16 protein-coding genes are annotated in these 16,126 nt (G+C 38.1%); 11 read left to right on the forward strand and 5 right to left on the reverse strand.

Features of this window, described 5'->3' with window-relative positions; all coding sequences use genetic code 11:
* Window positions 1-6: 6 nt before the first annotated feature.
* From ACOEN1_RS05380 to ACOEN1_RS05400, 5 genes are read left to right on the forward strand one after another with little or no spacing between them, the layout of a single operon-like run.
* Entirely contained in the window at window positions 7-657 is a 651-nt protein-coding gene (locus ACOEN1_RS05380) for a cobalamin B12-binding domain-containing protein (protein WP_422485472.1), read from the forward strand.
* The gene (locus ACOEN1_RS05385; RefSeq protein ID WP_422485473.1) at window positions 654-1,814 is read left to right on the forward strand and encodes an ABC transporter permease; all 1,161 of its coding nucleotides are present in this window, start codon (window positions 654-656) and stop codon (window positions 1,812-1,814) included. Before ACOEN1_RS05380 ends, ACOEN1_RS05385 begins: the two co-directional genes overlap by 4 nt.
* On the forward strand, window positions 1,807-2,493 hold the full coding sequence (locus tag ACOEN1_RS05390; RefSeq protein ID WP_422485475.1) for an ABC transporter ATP-binding protein: 687 nt from the start codon (window positions 1,807-1,809) through the stop codon (window positions 2,491-2,493). The genes ACOEN1_RS05385 and ACOEN1_RS05390 overlap by 8 nt, the downstream gene beginning before the upstream one ends.
* A gap of 31 nt (window positions 2,494-2,524) precedes the next feature.
* Window positions 2,525-3,421 (forward strand): metallophosphoesterase, encoded by an 897-nt coding sequence (locus ACOEN1_RS05395; RefSeq protein ID WP_422485476.1) that lies wholly within the window; start codon window positions 2,525-2,527, stop codon window positions 3,419-3,421.
* Between the two features lie 16 nt (window positions 3,422-3,437).
* Entirely contained in the window at window positions 3,438-4,886 is a 1,449-nt protein-coding gene (locus ACOEN1_RS05400; RefSeq protein ID WP_422485477.1) for an alpha-amylase, read from the forward strand.
* A gap of 24 nt (window positions 4,887-4,910) precedes the next feature.
* Here ACOEN1_RS05400 and ACOEN1_RS05405 read toward each other — a convergent pair whose 3' ends face one another.
* Window positions 4,911-6,011, reverse strand: coding sequence for an alanine racemase (locus ACOEN1_RS05405; protein WP_422485479.1), 1,101 nt, complete (start codon window positions 6,009-6,011; stop codon window positions 4,911-4,913).
* A gap of 126 nt (window positions 6,012-6,137) precedes the next feature.
* Here ACOEN1_RS05405 and ACOEN1_RS05410 point away from each other — a divergent pair, with 126 nt between their 5' ends.
* The 6 genes from ACOEN1_RS05410 to ACOEN1_RS05435 all read left to right on the forward strand — a co-directional run bounded on the left by ACOEN1_RS05410 (window position 6,138) and on the right by ACOEN1_RS05435 (window position 10,316).
* Window positions 6,138-6,470 carry a DUF1475 family protein gene (locus ACOEN1_RS05410; RefSeq protein WP_422485480.1) on the forward strand — a complete coding sequence of 111 codons (333 nt, stop codon included), beginning with the start codon at window positions 6,138-6,140 and terminating at the stop codon, window positions 6,468-6,470.
* A gap of 29 nt (window positions 6,471-6,499) precedes the next feature.
* Window positions 6,500-7,171, forward strand: a complete 672-nt coding sequence (locus ACOEN1_RS05415; protein ID WP_422485481.1) for a DUF3159 domain-containing protein — start codon at window positions 6,500-6,502, stop codon at window positions 7,169-7,171.
* A gap of 12 nt (window positions 7,172-7,183) precedes the next feature.
* Entirely contained in the window at window positions 7,184-7,900 is a 717-nt protein-coding gene (locus ACOEN1_RS05420; protein WP_422485482.1) for a lysoplasmalogenase family protein, read from the forward strand.
* A gap of 80 nt (window positions 7,901-7,980) precedes the next feature.
* Window positions 7,981-8,397: a thioesterase family protein gene (locus tag ACOEN1_RS05425; RefSeq protein WP_422485484.1), complete on the forward strand. Its 417-nt coding sequence runs from the start codon at window positions 7,981-7,983 to the stop codon at window positions 8,395-8,397.
* Between the two features lie 314 nt (window positions 8,398-8,711).
* The gene (locus ACOEN1_RS05430; protein ID WP_422485485.1) at window positions 8,712-9,824 is read left to right on the forward strand and encodes a hypothetical protein; all 1,113 of its coding nucleotides are present in this window, start codon (window positions 8,712-8,714) and stop codon (window positions 9,822-9,824) included.
* 129 nt (window positions 9,825-9,953) lie between these two features.
* Window positions 9,954-10,316 (forward strand): VOC family protein, encoded by a 363-nt coding sequence (locus tag ACOEN1_RS05435; protein WP_422485486.1) that lies wholly within the window; start codon window positions 9,954-9,956, stop codon window positions 10,314-10,316.
* A 48-nt stretch (window positions 10,317-10,364) separates the two neighbouring features.
* Here the strand turns inward: ACOEN1_RS05435 and ACOEN1_RS05440 are convergent, their stop codons facing one another.
* From ACOEN1_RS05440 to ACOEN1_RS05455, 4 genes are read right to left on the reverse strand one after another with little or no spacing between them, the layout of a single operon-like run.
* The gene (locus tag ACOEN1_RS05440) at window positions 10,365-11,585 is read right to left on the reverse strand and encodes a M20 family metallopeptidase (protein ID WP_422485487.1); all 1,221 of its coding nucleotides are present in this window, start codon (window positions 11,583-11,585) and stop codon (window positions 10,365-10,367) included.
* 16 nt (window positions 11,586-11,601) lie between these two features.
* On the reverse strand, window positions 11,602-13,884 hold the full coding sequence (locus tag ACOEN1_RS05445) for a transglutaminase-like domain-containing protein (RefSeq protein WP_422485488.1): 2,283 nt from the start codon (window positions 13,882-13,884) through the stop codon (window positions 11,602-11,604).
* The gene (locus ACOEN1_RS05450; RefSeq protein ID WP_422485490.1) at window positions 13,877-15,082 is read right to left on the reverse strand and encodes a DUF58 domain-containing protein; all 1,206 of its coding nucleotides are present in this window, start codon (window positions 15,080-15,082) and stop codon (window positions 13,877-13,879) included. The genes ACOEN1_RS05445 and ACOEN1_RS05450 overlap by 8 nt, the downstream gene beginning before the upstream one ends.
* Window positions 15,075-16,016 carry an AAA family ATPase gene (locus ACOEN1_RS05455; protein WP_422485491.1) on the reverse strand — a complete coding sequence of 314 codons (942 nt, stop codon included), beginning with the start codon at window positions 16,014-16,016 and terminating at the stop codon, window positions 15,075-15,077. Before ACOEN1_RS05455 ends, ACOEN1_RS05450 begins: the two co-directional genes overlap by 8 nt.
* Window positions 16,017-16,126: the final 110 nt, after the last annotated feature.

The raw sequence follows: 16,126 nt of genomic DNA on the forward strand, positions 1-16,126 counted from the left end.
AAAGACATGGATAAATTTTACAATGAATTTATGGAGCTTTTTTCTCTGAACAGAATGGATGACTGTGTGGTTTCAGCCATGGAAGAGGTTCAAAGCGGAAGGATAACAATACCGGTTCTCTATGAGAAAATACTTGTCCCTGCTCTTTATAGCATTGATGATTGTCCTGAGAGTGACCCTGGATGCATCTGGGATGAGCATGTTAAAACGTCCATAATAAGAACCATAATTGAAGTTCTTTATCCTATTGTAATTGATCTTGGAGGGAAAGCGGAGAAAACAGGAGATAAAATTGTACTGACCTGTCCTGAAAAGGAGTATCACGAAGTTGGTCTCAGGATGATGTCGGATTTTTTTCAGATAAATGGTTATCAGGTGATTTATATTGGAAGCAATACACCAAGAGATCAGGTTTGGCAAGCAATAAGAACAGAGAAACCAAATTATGTCGGAATCAGCGTTACTGATTATTATTTGCTTTTTGAAGCAAAAAGGATTGTTGAGAAAATAAAAACTGAATGCGTCAAAGACATCAAGATTATTCTTGGGGGACAAGCATTCAGGAATAATCCTCACACCATTGAAGAAATAGGAGGAGACATCTATATTCAAGACTATAATGATGTTCTTGCCCTGCGAGAGGGGGAGAACCAATGAGGCTTGCGCTAAAGATTGCTCTCAGATTTCTTAAGTCAGGTCGTGGACAAACCATTCTTATTGTACTAGGTATTTCCATTGGTGTTTCTGTTCAATTATTTATTGGATCCCTGATTCAGGGTCTTCAGATCAATCTTATCGATACAACAATCGGTAGCTCATCACAGGTTACAATAACATCGACAACTGATGATAAACTGATTGATAATTGGGATAGAACAGTATATGAAGCTAAAATGTTTGAACCTGAGGTTACAAATGTTTCAGTTTCAGCTGATGGACCAGCTACTCTGGATTATGAGGCGGACACTGCTCCGGTTCTTATCAGAGGATTCGATATCGAGGATTCAAATAAAATATACAATATTGAAGAAGGCTTGTATGAGGGAAGATTACCTGGACGAAAGGATGAAGTCCTGATAGGGAGAGAACTGGCACAAATTGCCGACGTTAGCTCAGGAGATAGAATACTTGTCCTAAATCCCGGTGGAGGATCCGCCAGATTTGATGTGACAGGACTCTATGACCTTCAAGTATCTTCCATTAATGAGTCATGGATAATAACGAACTTGCAGACTGCACAGGATTTTTTGGGAATGGGCAATAAGGTTTCTTCCATTGAAATGCAGGTTAGTCAGGTATTTGATGCAGATGCTATCGGCAACAGAATTGGTTATGCAGTATCTGATCCCAACCTAAGGGTAGATAACTGGAAGGATCAGAATCAAAGTCTATTAAGCGGACTTAACGGGCAAAGTGTTTCTAGTTATATGATTCAAATATTTGTACTTGTAGCAGTGCTGCTTGGAATATCGAGTGTTCTTGCAATTTCTGTTGTTCAAAGATCAAAACAGCTGGGTATTCTGAAGGCAATGGGTATAAAAGATAGAGAAGCAAGTTTGATATTTGTTTTCCAGGGACTTATGCTGGGAATACTTGGAGCTATAATGGGCATAGCATTTGGATTTGGATTACTGTATTCCTTTACAAAATTCGCAGTGAATCCTGATGGGACCCCAGTAGTTCCAATATATATAAACTATGGTTTTATTGCATTATCAGGAGTGTTTGCAATAGTATCTGCCATGATAGCATCACTCATACCAGCAAGAATTTCTTCTAGACTTAATCCGATTGAGGTGATCAAGAATGGCTGATATAGTAAGATTGGAAAACATTGATAAGTTTTACGGAGACAAGATTAGAACTCAGGTGTTGTTTGACATTAATCTCAGTTTTGAGGAAAATAGTTTCAATTCCATAATTGGACAATCTGGAAGTGGAAAAAGTACACTTCTTAATTTAGTTGGAACTCTTGACAAGCCAACTGATGGAAGAGTCTTTATTAATGACCAGAGAACTGATACCATGAATGGCATTCAATTGGCAGAACTCCGGAATAGAACAATGGGGTTCATTTTCCAGTTTCATTACCTTTTACCAGAGTTTACTGCCAAAGAGAACGTTCTGATGCCAAGCAGAATCATGAACTATCAATTGACACCTGAAGTAGACCAGTGGGCAGATGAACTTCTTGAGCTTACAGGGCTAACCAAGGTCAAGAACAATATGGCCAATGCAATGTCCGGAGGTCAGCAACAAAGAACTGCAATAGCCAGGGCACTTATAAACAAACCTTCTATTATACTGGCAGATGAACCAACCGGAAATCTTGATTCTGATACTTCAGAGAGCATATATAAGTTGCTGCGAGATATCAACAAGGAGTATGGTACTACTTTTATAATAATAACACACGATCAAAGAATTGCTGAAAAGACAGATCGCATAATTGAGCTAAAGGATGGAAAAGTAAATATGGATGTAAGAAGGTAGTTGTTAGCTTGGAAAGCAGGGAGTGAGACAGATGTTTACGCAAAAAAGACTGGATGAGGCATTTGAAAACGCCAGAGTTGAGTACTTTGACAACACCTCAAAATTTGTTTTTATGAGTGACCATCACAGAGGTGATGGCAGTCATAGCGATGAATTCACAAAGAATCAGAATTTATTTATGTTTGCTATGGATCATTATTATAAGAATGATTTTGTATATGTAGAGGTGGGAGATGGGGACGAACTCTGGGAACAGAGAAAGTTTAAATATATCAAGAATGCTCATTATGATGTTTTTGAAACCCTGAAGAAGTTTTTTTATCATGACAGACTTATCATGCTATACGGAAACCATAATATTTACCTAAAGGACCCTGAGTATGTTGAGAAAAACTATACATCGTACTACAATGAATACAGAGAGCAAAAATTTGACTTTTTAAAAGGACTTGAACCTGTTGAATCCCTTGTTTTAAAGCATAGAAAAACTGGTCAGGAGATATTTGTAGTGCACGGTCATCAAGGAGATCTTGCAAATGACTACTTGTGGTATCCTACCATGCTGTCAGTAAAGTATTTTTGGAGATTTATGCACTCATTTGGGATTAAAAACCCTGCAAGTCCCACAAAGAACGTTTATAAAAGACATAAGATAGAAAGAAATTTCAACAAGTGGATATTAAAGAACAGGAAAATGCTGATTTGTGGGCATACACATAGGTTTAAATTTCCACGAACAGATGAATTGCCTTATTTCAATACCGGAAGCTGCATATACCCTACTTCAATCACTGCAATAGAAATTGAAGAAGATCGAGTCCAAATCGTAACATGGAAGATGAGAGTGAATCAGGAAGGCATACTTCAGGCAAGAAGAGAAGTTATAAGGGGTTCGGAACTGGTAGGGAAGTACGATATCAGGGAATAGACGAGGGGGATTAAGGATGGATAATGGAGTTATGCTTCAAGGTTTTGAATGGTATCTGCCTCAAGATGGCAGCTATTATAAAATGATGACAGAAAGAGTTGAAGAACTAAAAAATGTTGGATTCACAAGTGTGTGGATTCCACCGGTTTTTAAGAGTACAGGAACCAATGATGTCGGATATGGAATATATGATATGTTTGATTTGGGTGAATTTGATCAGAAGGGCACAGTAAGAACAAAATATGGAGTAAAGTCAGAGCTTCTTCAGATGATTAATGTATTTCACGAACATGGACTACATATATATGCAGATATTGTTATGAACCACAAGGCAGGTGGTGATAGGCAGGAGAAATTTATTGCTGTGGAAGTGGATATGCAAGACCGTAACAAGGAAATCGGAGAACCCAGAGATATAAGCGGTTGGACCGGATTTGATTTTCCTGGAAGAGGAGGAAAGTATTCCGGGTTCAAGTGGAATTTCAATCATTTCAATGGAGTTGATTACGATGACCTTACAGGAAGTAAAGGAATATTTAGGATCATTGGCGAGAATAAGGGTTGGAACCTTGGTGTTTCCTATGAAAGAGGAAATTACGATTACTTGATGTTTGCAGACATAGACCACGCACACCCGGAAGTAAAATCGGAATTCATGAACTGGGCACAATGGTTTATTAAGGAGACGGGAGTGGATGGATTTAGACTGGATGCCGTAAAGCATATCGATGTGGCATTCTTAAAAGAGTTCTTCGAAAGTGTAAGAAAGACAGCCGGAGATGAGTTTTACATCCTAGGGGAATACTGGACAAACAACATGAACTGGATAGAAGAATTTCTGAATAATACTTCATTCAAGGTAGATTTATTTGATGTGCCTCTTCATTTCAATCTTCATAAGGCATCATTGGAGGGAGATAGATACGATTTAAGGAAAATATTTGATAACACTCTTGTATCAAGGTATCCTAATGAGGCAGTGACTTTTGTGGACAATCATGACTCTCAGCCTGGTCAGGGATTACAATCATGGGTGGAACCTTGGTTCAAGGAAGTCGCATATTCTCTGATACTCCTTAGGAGTAAAGGATACCCCTGTGTGTTCTACGGTGATTACTACGGGACAGGTGAAGAGCATCAATATGACGGTATTAAGGATAGAATTGACTTGCTTATCCATATAAGGCAGAACTACTGCTTTGGGGAAGAGGATGATTATTTCCAGGAGTCCAATGTGATAGGATGGGTAAGAAAAGGAACAGAAGATAATCCAATAAAAGCAGCAGTGGTCATTTCCAATAGGGTTGGTGGAAAAATCAGGATGTATATCGGCAAAGAATTTAACGGAAGAGAATTTATCGATAAATTAGAGAACAAGAATAAACCGGTAGTAATCCAAGAAGATGGATTCGGTGAGTTTTATACTCCATCAGCAGGTGTAAGTGTTTGGGTACCTAAAGATTAAAAACGGCTCTTTTGAGCCGTTTTTTCATTTCAGCTTTCCTCTGCAGTCAATTTGAATCTCTTCCAGAACATCTTCTCCGGATACAAGATAAAGGCTATCGTATAGATTTACAACCGGGCAGATGTGGTTAGGAATGATTTCAACCTTATCCCCTATCTGGACTTGCTTACTAAAATCTTTATTATATATCAGAGCATGTTCATCATACATTGAGTTTATTACAACATCGTCAAAACCTACAATCTTTCCAAGACCCTCTGTAGCAGTAATTCCTTTCGATCTCTTTTGCATTGTCAAGCCCTTTGCACCTACATCGAGAACTACCCTCTCATCTGTAGGTTTGCTTATTATTGTTGCAAGCACAGTTGTAGCATTCATGTGGAAATCTCCTACAACATTTGCCTGAGAAGCATCCATAAAAATATAAGTTCCAGGTCTGATCTCCGTGACTCCTTCCATTATTGGGAAGTCTTGAATGAGGGATGGAGTTGACCCAATACTTACAACTTCAAGATTGAGACCAGCTTCCATTGCAAGAGTTGCAAAATGAAGTGTCCTCTTCTGACTTTCATCGTGGATTTTTCTTAAATCATCAAGATTGCTGGCACTGTAGGAATGTCCATCATGAGAAAATATCCCTTTGAAATGGATGCTATCAGAAGACTTGATATAGTCTAGAAGTCTTATAAAATCCATATCTTCAATTATACCCGACCTGTTTTCGCCTACTTCAATTTCAATCAAAACATTGGCTTTTTTGTTTGTAAACACTTTTTCTATCATCCTGGCTTGAGGTATGGAATCCAATCCGAAGGATACATTTATCGTTTCCTGGAGATTTTTTATTCTCTGGAGCTTAATCTCCCCTACAATCTCATTTGCAATAAAAATATCCTTGACTCCAGCTGCAGCCATGATTTCTGCTTCACCCACCTTTGCAACAGTAATACCTTTTGCGCCATTTTCCTGCTGCAGCAGTGCCAGGTGAGATGTTTTATGGGTTTTGGTGTGTGGTCTTAGGGCAACCTTGTTTCTATTGGCATAATCCTGCATGAAGTGAATGTTATCAAGCAAAATATTTTTCCTTACTATGAGAGATGGTGTATCAAGTTCATGTATTTTCATCTTGACCTCCTTGAATGTAACATGCTAGAAATTATATACCCAATTAGATCCAATTGCCACTCAATTAGGAGTTAGTGTAGTGTTTTCAGGGTAAATTATGTCTAAGTACAGCGAGGAGGAATGAAAATGAAAGTGGCAAGGATTATATCATGGATAGGAGTATTGGCAATGTCAGCAGCTCTCTATTATGGTTTCACGGAAGGAAACTTTTTTGTTGATGGAGGCATGATACTTGACAATCCATGGGGGATTGTATCCATGGTCGACTTATATGTTGGCTTTATCCTGTTTTCAATGTGGATATTTTTCAGGGAGAAAAACATACTTTCTTCCATAATATGGACAATAGCTATGATGGTATTTGGATTCCTGACTGGAAGCCTGTATGTAGCTATTCATCTTGGCAAGAGCAATGGAGATTGGGATAAATTTTTCCTGGGAACGAGAAGTGATAGGTAGCCTACAGATTAATATTGGGAGAGGTCAAAATGAAAAATATCTTGTATGAAATAACGGATGAGGTGAAAAGCGTTATAGGAGGGAAGACGATTGGAGCAATAGTCCCCCCAATTGTTTTTGTAATTGCAAACAATCTTTTTGGACTCCTCTGGGGAATCCTGGCTGCTGTTTTAACTGCTGTGATTATTGGAATACAAAGGTATTTGATGGGAGAAACAATAAAATATGCGGCTGGAGGACTTGTGGGGGTACTGTTAGCATCTGCGTTTTCATTTTATGCAGGCAATGCAGCTGATTACTTTCTTCCAAGAATTATTTCAAGTGGGTTTTTATTTCTTGTTTCCATTGTAACCATTGTTGTTGGAAAGCCAATAGCAGCTCTTGCCAGTCATATTTCAAGAGGTTGGGAAATGGGATGGTTTATGAGGAAAGATGTTAAGCCTGCCTACAGGGAAGTATCAATTGTATGGGCAATGCTATTCTTGTTGAGAATGTACCTTCAAGTTCTGCTATACAGGGGAGGAGACTTGTTTATAATGGCATGGGCAAATACACTATTGGGATTTCCTGCTACATTAACGGTCCTTATATTAAGTTATGTGTATGGTACATGGAGATTAAGGAACCTTGGTGGTCCTGGTATAGATGAGTACAGGGAAGACAAAACTCCACCATGGAAAGGACAGACAAGAGGTTTTTAAGAAGGTGATCTAGTGAATAATTTTGGAAGGAATCTACCGGTTGTATTTACAGTGTTTACTGCTGTTCTAATCACAATGGAAGCCTTGGGAATTGATGGGGATGTTATTAGCTACAGCAGATATGCAGTGATGTTGATTCTTTGCATTTCAGTTTATGTTGGAAGAGGGTCCTCTCTGGAACAAAGAAGACTATTTTGGGCATTTCCATTTATGGTAGTAGGGGATTTCTTTCTTGTATACTCATACACATTGGATGGCTTCCCTCAAATTATGAGATATTTTGGATTTATACCGTTTTCAATCGCTTATATTATTATAACAAGAGTATACTTGGAAGGATTTAAGTGGAACATAAATAGTATTTTAGTAGCCATTATTTATGGATTGTCTATATTAGGATTAGGTAGTAAGATTTATCCGCTGATTAATGGTATTGAGATTGTTTTAGGAACAATTGTAGCCTTGACAGTCACTATTATGGCATGGGCAGGGGCATCAGCATTATGGAATGGAGTTTATAATAGAAGAGTAGCTGCCATGATGGCAATCTCAGGGATGCTAATGGTTGTATGTGACTATGGCGTAGCCTTAGATCTGTTCTACCCGGAGTTTTATCAAATAAGAGAAGAGTTGGTACTGAATCTGGTTTGGCTTACATATATTCCTGGTTGGGTCATCCTTGCTCTTGTTGTTGTGGATAGAGATATTAAGGGTCGTGTTTATGGTTGATAAAAACAGGTATATACTATATAAGAGAATAAATAGAGATAATGTTGAATTTACTTGTGTTTTCAAAAGGGGGAGTAATAATGGAACATAAAATTGAACCAGGCTTGGTAAAGGATTACAGAAAGATAACAGGACCAGCAGATGGCACTGATTTGCCCGGATCACTGGAACTTTCTTATCTTGTTTCTACACCAGCAGTTGTAAACATGGTAATTGAAGCATCCACTGAGATGCTGGACGCCCTTCTTCCTTCAGACTATACTACAGTAGGTACACATATAGAACTATCACATGAAAATCCTACTCTGGTAGGGGAGCCAATCGATATAAGACTTAAGGTATCAGAAGTTGAGCATAATAAAGTGTTTATAGATGTTGAGGGGTTCGATAGCCAGGGGAGATTCCTTAAAGGGAAATATGAAAGACACATTGTAAACAAGAGTAGATTAATGCAGCATGCCTATGGAAGGTTTCCTGACTCCTCAAGTGGATATTAAGGATTTCAACCAGCCAGGATATTTGTTCAACAAGCATCCTGGCTGGTTCTATGTAGATATGGAGTGCATTATATTGAAATATATATATCAAACACCTTGACTGCTTTAACATAGAAAAACGTCGATGTGTAATGATCTTCAGATAGTCTTTGAAAATTACAAATAGCTAAAAATGGGACTTAAGTCGTAAAAAACAGTTAATATACATACATACAAATGTTTAAATGAAAAAAGTCTTGTGGAAAAAAGATGTATCTGCTATAATCATAGATGTTAAATAAATATCAAACAATACATAAAATGGAGGGTTAAGAATGAAGAAATTATTATTGTTACTGTTAGTGTTCGCACTAAGTTTTAGCATGCTTGCAGGATGTACACCGGCTGAAGAACCAGCTGAAGAACCAGCTGCAGAAGAGCCTGCTGTAGAAGAGCCAGCAGAAGAGCCTGCAGAGGAACCAGCTGCAGAAGGGAAGATTGCTAAGTTAGGTTTAGGACAGGTAATTTCAACTTCTAAATCAAAAGCAAAAGCTGACGATGCAACTGCACAAGCACAGGCAGACGTAACAATAGCTGCTGTAGGATTTGATGCAGACGGTAAAGTCGCAAGTGTAACTGTTGATGTTGCTCAAACAAGAGTAGCTTTTGATGAGAACATGGTTGTTACATCAGACAAAGAAGAATTAGTTCAGAGCAAGAAGGAACGTGGAGAAGACTATGGAATGCTAAAAGCTTCAGGTATTGGCAAAGAGTGGTTTGAACAAATGGAAGCTTTTGAAAACTGGATGATTGGTAAGACAGTTGATGAAATAAAAGCACTACCAGTAAAAGTTGTTGATGATGCACATCAAAACGTGCCAGATGTACCAGAGCTTACTTCATCAGTAACTATAACTGTAGAATCATATATTGCTGCAGTTGAAGAAGCTTGGAACAAATCTGTTGATGCAACAGGAGCAGAAACTGTAGGTCTTGGAATAGAGACTCACATAAACAAATCAAAAGATGCAACTGCAGATGCTGGAGCACGTGCACAAGTTGATACGTATATGGCTGCAACAGCATTTGATGCTGACGGAAACGTAGTAGCTACAATTATTGACAATGCACAGGTAAGAGTGGATTACGAGCTTGACGGAACTCTTGCAACTGACACTTCAGTTGAAGGTAAGACCAAGCACGAGCTGAAAGAAGACTATGGAATGCTTAAAGCATCAGCCATAGGTAAAGAATGGTACGAGCAAATGGAAGCTTTCCAAGAGTGGATGGTAGGAAAAGACATCGATGAAATCAAAGGACTACAAGTTAAAGTTGTTGATGACTCACATCAAAACGTTCCAGACGTACCAGAGCTTACTTCTTCTGTTACAATAACTGTTGAAAGTTACATTGCAGTTGTTGAAGAAGCAGCTGAAATGGCTAGATAATTAAATATGACTAAGTTGAGCCTGGGAAACCAGGCTCTTTTTTAATCTACAGATAAGTGTGATTATTCATTTCAGGGGTATGATAATGTTGTAGGGCATTATATCAAAATTTACCAAGGAGGATATGTGATGAAATTTTGCTGGACGACATTAACTGTTAATGATATGGGAAAATCACTAGAGTTTTATACAGAAATTTTAGGATTGAAGGTGGATAGGCATTTCAATGCTGGACCTGATACAGAGATCTGTTTTCTAGGAGATGGAGAAACAAAAATTGAGTTGATATGTGATACTGATATCAGACCGGACTGTCTGGGGGAAGGTATGTCCATGGGATTTGAAGTGGAGTCCTTGGAGAGTTTAAAAGAGCTGTTAAATAACAAAGGAATTGATATACATAGCGGTCCCTTCCAACCTAATCCAGATATCAGATTTATGTATGTGAAGGATCCAGATGGATTCAAAGTACAATTTGTTGAAAACCTTTAGTTAATAAAACGACCAGCTTTAAAGTTAAAGCTGGTCGTTACTTATTATTTATTGAAGTTCATCTTCCTTTGGATAAGAAGTGAAGTTTTGAGTAATTCTGGAGTAAATATCAACTGCATTTACCAGATCCACAATCTTTATATGCTCATCCTCAGTATGAGCCAGTGATAGATCTCCGGGTCCAAATACAACTGTAGGGATTTTGGCATAGGTCTTTAGCAGGGCCGCATCAGACCAACCTATTCCGCGTGTAATATTTGGCTCGTAATTCATTACCTCTTTTATTCCTTCCCTGACTGCCGTGACGATTGATTCGTTAAAGGAAGTAATAAGTGGAGGATGGTACAATGCCAACAAACTTTCAGGAGTGATTTCAATTTTTGCATTGAATTTAGGATCTTCATCCTTTAACTTGTTTATAATATCTTGATATTCTGCCATTACAGTATCCTTGTCTTCTCCAGGAATGTATCTCCTGTCAATTCTCAGGATGCATTTGTCTGCAACTGTGCTTTGTTCCGTACCTCCGGTTATTGTTCCGAAGTTCATAACTGAACCGCCCATATATTCATCATATTTTTCCCTTAAAATAGGGTAAAGGTCTTCTTTAACCCTGCTGATAAATGTCATGGCTTGCTCAATTGCATTTACTCCATTCTCAGGTCTTCCACTATGAGATGCCTTTCCGTAGAATGTGACATCAAACCATTCCAAACCTCTATGGCCAATCGCATACTCGTAGTCTGATGGTTTGCCTACAATAGCTCCATCGGCAGTGATATCGGATTTAACAATATACTCCGTACCTTCACTCTTGCCTTCCTCGCCGATAACTGCAGTGAATATAACATCCCCTTCAGGTATATATCCGCTTCTTTTCATGGCGACCATGGAAATTATAAAAGATGCCAATGATCCCTTCATATCCACAGAACCTCTCCCATAGATCTTCCCATCAGAAATATTTGCAGCAAATGGATCGACCGTCATATTATATGGAAGCACAGTATCTGTGTGTCCATTAAACATAAGGGATTTACCAGTACCAGTACCTTTTATTATTGCCACTACGTTTGGTCTTCCATCCACAACTGGATGAAGTTCTGATTGTATTCCATTTTGAACTAAATAATCATGAATATAGTTAGCCACATCATGCTCAAAACCAGGTGTGTCCTTGTGACTTGGTATTCTTATTAGATTCTGTGTCAGTTCAACAAGTTCTTTCTCGGTAAAATATATCTTTGGATCGAATTTCTTCGTTGTCAAATTATCACTTCCCTTTCTAGTTTTTAATTCCAATTAACTTGCCAATTTTATTCAGGTAATATGGAATAAATCCCATATGTCTCTTAAGTTGCCCATCAAGCTTAATAAAGTATGACTCCATTGACTTGATATCATCTATTTCAGGTGAATAAGTTCCGTATTTGGTTTTGACAAAAAGGTTGGTTGCCTGTCTAAATCCGAACCTATCATAATCATGAAACTTGTGAGATATTCGATTTGAATATTCGAAATGAGTTTCACCAGGTTTAATATCATATCCAAGACTTATAATAGTCAAAAGAATTTTTTCGTATAAGAACAATAGCTTGTCTCTACTGCTATAGTTGGAATATATTTTCTTTTTATTTATAAATTGGTATGTTCCTTTAAAAAGTTTCCACGCCAATATTAAGGTTATCACAATCATTACCCACAATGCAAATAATGGTACTATGTTTAATGAATTTTGTCCACCAAAGTTATCACCGTCGGGCCCGTCATCAGTACCTGAACCACCATTTTCATCCCTTCCCTCAGCAGATTCAGGATCTCTACTGAAACCTTGTGAATCTGCGCTTTCAATATCCTCCTCAGAGGTTGGGTTATAGTCAATCAATCTAGCCTGGAGGGGATATGCAGGGGTAGGCTCGAAAATCATCCAACCTACAGGTTCAATAAAAGCCTCTACCCATGTATGAGCATTGCTGTTCAGAACCTCCTGTATGTCATCATCTGATGCTGGTCCAACAATGAATCCCTCAACATATCGTGCAGGTATTCCTTCAATTCTTAACATAACAGTCAGTGCAGAGGCAAAGTAGGTGCAATATCCCTGTTCTTCATCAAACAGGAAATGGTCCACAAAATCACTGCCCTCAGGAGGATGAAGTACATTAAGATTATAACTGTAATTGTTCCGTAGGAATTCTTCAATGGCAATTGCTTTATCCAAAGGTGTAGCTTCTTCTCCTGTAATATCATTTGTTAGTTGAATAGTCCTGTTGGTTATTGTCTCTGGCAATCCAAGATAAGTCTCCAGGTCAACCAAATCATCCAAACTACTATCTGCTCCTCTTTCAACTTGAATACCGTGAGCTCTTGGAGTATATGCTCTAATAAAGTATGACTCACCAGTATAAATGCCTCCAGGGTATATTATTGAATGATCATTATTTACAAGGGCATATGCATCTTGCTCAATATTGTAGGAAGATGGAACTAGTGGACTGAATATTGTTGTAGATGAAAAATTATCATTTGTAATAGAGAAGTTGACCTCTCTATACAAGGATTCTTTTTCTTCAGCTGTAAGACCGGAAAAATCCAAGTTGTTTTCGACTGTTCCATATGAGGATTGGTCGGACTCCCAGCTGTTTCCAGTATAGTAGTGTCTAATATTTCCTCTCAGGTAATTTACCCTGTCACCTCTAATAGTCATAACGACTGTGTCATCAATTATTACTGGTCCACCAAGTTGTGATGGATTAGTCTGAAAACCTGTGGTTGAAAAATCAAAGGATGGGGCGATGCCAGAAACTCTACGACTTGATTCTCCGGAACGAAGATCTTGAATCGCGGGAAAAGCTGAGGTTACTTTCTGGTTCAACCATGACCATCTGATATAGTCCGTGGAACCAGGTAAAATGGCAGCCAGAATTGCGATGATAATACTGTATGAGATTACGACACTCATCCACTTAGGGTACAGTATCGTAGAACTAGTATCGTTGCCATGATTTTCTTCAGGCTTTGATTTTAGAAGTGAGTCATAACCCAAAAGAGTTAGATATGAAAATATGAATAATACCATAAGATTGAAAGCTTGATCATAGAAACTGTACCAATAAATCAGAAAAATAGGTATATACAATACTGGTATCAATAGTCTGTTCCTGCTTTTAAATATAACCAGTCCAGTAAAAAGAGAGATCGTTGAAAGTAGTATTACCCATAGAGGAAGTCTGTTATCGAGACTTATATTCTCAACACCTGAAATATTGTTTATTATATTGTTAACTAGGCTAAATAGTCTGTCTCTGAAAAAAACATAAAAGTCAGGCGAAAAATATCCAATTATAATTGCTGAAATTATAAAGAGTACCATCAAAGCGCAAAAATAAAAGGGATTGATCACAAGAAAGCGAATAACTATTGCAATTGCTATAACTATACCAATCTGAATCCATATACTTGTTTGGAGGCTCATACCAACAGCAAACATTCTAACGAGTGAAAAAATCATAAATAGGTATGCAGTATTTACTGCAATTTTTGTAGGATCTCTTTGAAATTTAGTCATGGTACACCTCCAGAACATCACTGACTCTTTGCTTATTGTCAATTACGAAAACCGGAATATTATCATCTCTTAATTTGCCAGGAAGAAATCCATCAGCTAAACCTGCACCAGAAAGTCTGCTGGTAATTGAAATCACAATGGGATTAAGACCCTTATAGGCAAGATCTATTGCAACTGCACCAGTAGTTGAATTCAACGAAGGAGTTACGAGTATGGTACTGGTGCCTTTACGTATCTTTACAGATTGACTGTCTACCAAATCGGCAATACTGTGAAAACCATTACCAGAATACCTAGCAAGGTTCTCAAGAAAGGCCTTTAGCTGGTCATACTCTCTTCCTTCAATTCTAAAATATTCGTTGTTGTTCTCATAATTTATAGCGACTGAGATATTGTTGGAAAGACAATAATGTGCAATGCTTAAGGCTGATTCAACTACTTTGTCCTCCATATTCCTATCAAAATCATTCTTGTAGTTTCTTTTTAAACTGTCTAGAAAAATTTCCACATATGAGTCGCTTCGAGTTTCGAATTCCTTGACTACAGGTATTTCGCTTTTTGAGGAAGCTTTCCAATGGATGGACCTTGTAGAATCACCATCCCTGTATTCACGCAGGGTGGATATTCTGCTTTTATCCTTGTAGGAATTATCTGCTACCAGAAGCTCACCGGATTGCATGCCTGATGGAACTCTAAAAGAGCTAAGACGGATGATTTCTGGATATATTAAAATAGATATATCAGACTTGATGTACTTGTTTATACTGTAAAGTCCAAAGACATCATTAATTGTAAGATGAAATCCACCAACCTTATAATATCCTCTACGGTTAAGAGTGGATTTCTCAGATTTTGAAAAACTTTCATTGCCTTTAAGGGAAAATGGAATCTGAGCTACTGTCTTTCCACCGATATCCTTCGAAAAATCTGGAGAGAAGATCAAAATTGGATAGAGAAAAAAAGAATTATTCTGAACAAGATACTTAATTTCGACTACCTCTCCTGTAAAAAATTCACCTGAGTCAACATCTACGGAGCCTGAAAGAGAATACAAGCCAATTGCAATGTGTGCTAATGGCAGAAAAAGAAAGAGAAGCAGGACATGAAAAATAAGGTAGGGGACCTTACCACCTACCAGCAAGACAGAAATAATTGTGAAGAATAGAAGAATAAGTGCTGATCTAAGATTTTTACTCATTGCTTAACACCGGAACTGTAACCCGCTTTAATACTCCCTTTAGTATGGATTCCATATTCTTACGTTCGATTCTGGCTTCAGGAGATAGAATCAGGCGATGTCCAAGCACAGGTACAACCATCTCCTTTACATCATCTGGTATCACATAATCCCTACCCCTTATAAAGGCGCACGCCTTGGATGCTTTCAGTAGATCTATGGATGCTCTCGGGCTTGCACCAAGCCTAAGGTCTTCATATGATCTGGATACTTCTGAAATTCTAACAATGTATGAAAGAATGTCATCATGAACTTTCAGAGATGCAACATTGTTTTGCATCTCAATTATTTCATTTTGTGAAACAACTGGACTAATATCTTTTAGACTACGGATTCCCTGGTAGTTTTGAAGTATTACAATTTCATCGTTCTTGGAAGGATAACCAAGAGAGATTCTCATAAGGAATCTGTCAAGCTGTGCCTCAGGGAGTGGGAATGTACCCTGGTACTCCAAAGGATTCTGTGTGGCAAGAACCATAAACGGCTTCTCCAGGATGTAATCCATATCCTCCGTTGAAACTTCTCCTTCTTCCATAGCCTGTAGGAGACTGGATTGAGTTTTAGGGGAGGTTCTGTTTATTTCGTCTGCGAGAAGTATCTGAGTGAAAATCGGACCTTTCCTAAAGACAAAGGAGGAGGTTTCTTTTTGAAACACATTGACCCCAATGATGTCTGATGGCATAAGATCTGGTGTAAACTGTATCCTTCTGTAGTCGAGATTCATGCTTTTTGCCAGTGCCTTAACAAGAGTGGTTTTCCCCACGCCAGGAACATCCTCTATAAGCAGGTGGCCTTGAGAAAGAAGAGCAATTACAACTATTTCAAGAACATCATCTTTACCTTTTATTACCTTTTTTAAATTTGTCAATACTGATAAAGCTTTACTATTATCCATTTTTCCCTCCCGATTAATGTCTTCATGATATTTATACCAAAAAACATCACCTATACGCAGATAATCACCAATAGTACAATTATACAGTTTGTCGATAGGACTTTTGCTGT

The organism is Gudongella sp. DL1XJH-153 (assembly GCF_049310905.1).
In the GTDB taxonomy this organism is placed as follows: Bacteria; Bacillota; Clostridia; order Tissierellales; family Tissierellaceae; genus Gudongella.

Coding starts and splice junctions, on each gene's coding strand:
- ACOEN1_RS05410 (WP_422485480.1), top strand. CDS start 6,138: ATGAAAGTGGCAAGGATTATATCATGGATAGGAGTATTGGCAATGTCA.
- ACOEN1_RS05435 (WP_422485486.1), top strand. CDS start 9,954: ATGAAATTTTGCTGGACGACATTAACTGTTAATGATATGGGAAAATCA.
- ACOEN1_RS05400 (WP_422485477.1), top strand. CDS start 3,438: ATGGATAATGGAGTTATGCTTCAAGGTTTTGAATGGTATCTGCCTCAA.
- ACOEN1_RS05390 (WP_422485475.1), top strand. CDS start 1,807: ATGGCTGATATAGTAAGATTGGAAAACATTGATAAGTTTTACGGAGAC.
- ACOEN1_RS05405 (WP_422485479.1), bottom strand. CDS start 6,011: ATGAAAATACATGAACTTGATACACCATCTCTCATAGTAAGGAAAAAT.
- ACOEN1_RS05455 (WP_422485491.1), bottom strand. CDS start 16,016: ATGGATAATAGTAAAGCTTTATCAGTATTGACAAATTTAAAAAAGGTA.
- ACOEN1_RS05450 (WP_422485490.1), bottom strand. CDS start 15,082: ATGAGTAAAAATCTTAGATCAGCACTTATTCTTCTATTCTTCACAATT.
- ACOEN1_RS05385 (WP_422485473.1), top strand. CDS start 654: ATGAGGCTTGCGCTAAAGATTGCTCTCAGATTTCTTAAGTCAGGTCGT.
- ACOEN1_RS05425 (WP_422485484.1), top strand. CDS start 7,981: ATGGAACATAAAATTGAACCAGGCTTGGTAAAGGATTACAGAAAGATA.
- ACOEN1_RS05415 (WP_422485481.1), top strand. CDS start 6,500: ATGAAAAATATCTTGTATGAAATAACGGATGAGGTGAAAAGCGTTATA.
- ACOEN1_RS05395 (WP_422485476.1), top strand. CDS start 2,525: ATGTTTACGCAAAAAAGACTGGATGAGGCATTTGAAAACGCCAGAGTT.
- ACOEN1_RS05445 (WP_422485488.1), bottom strand. CDS start 13,884: ATGACTAAATTTCAAAGAGATCCTACAAAAATTGCAGTAAATACTGCA.
- ACOEN1_RS05380 (WP_422485472.1), top strand. CDS start 7: ATGGATAAATTTTACAATGAATTTATGGAGCTTTTTTCTCTGAACAGA.
- ACOEN1_RS05430 (WP_422485485.1), top strand. CDS start 8,712: ATGAAGAAATTATTATTGTTACTGTTAGTGTTCGCACTAAGTTTTAGC.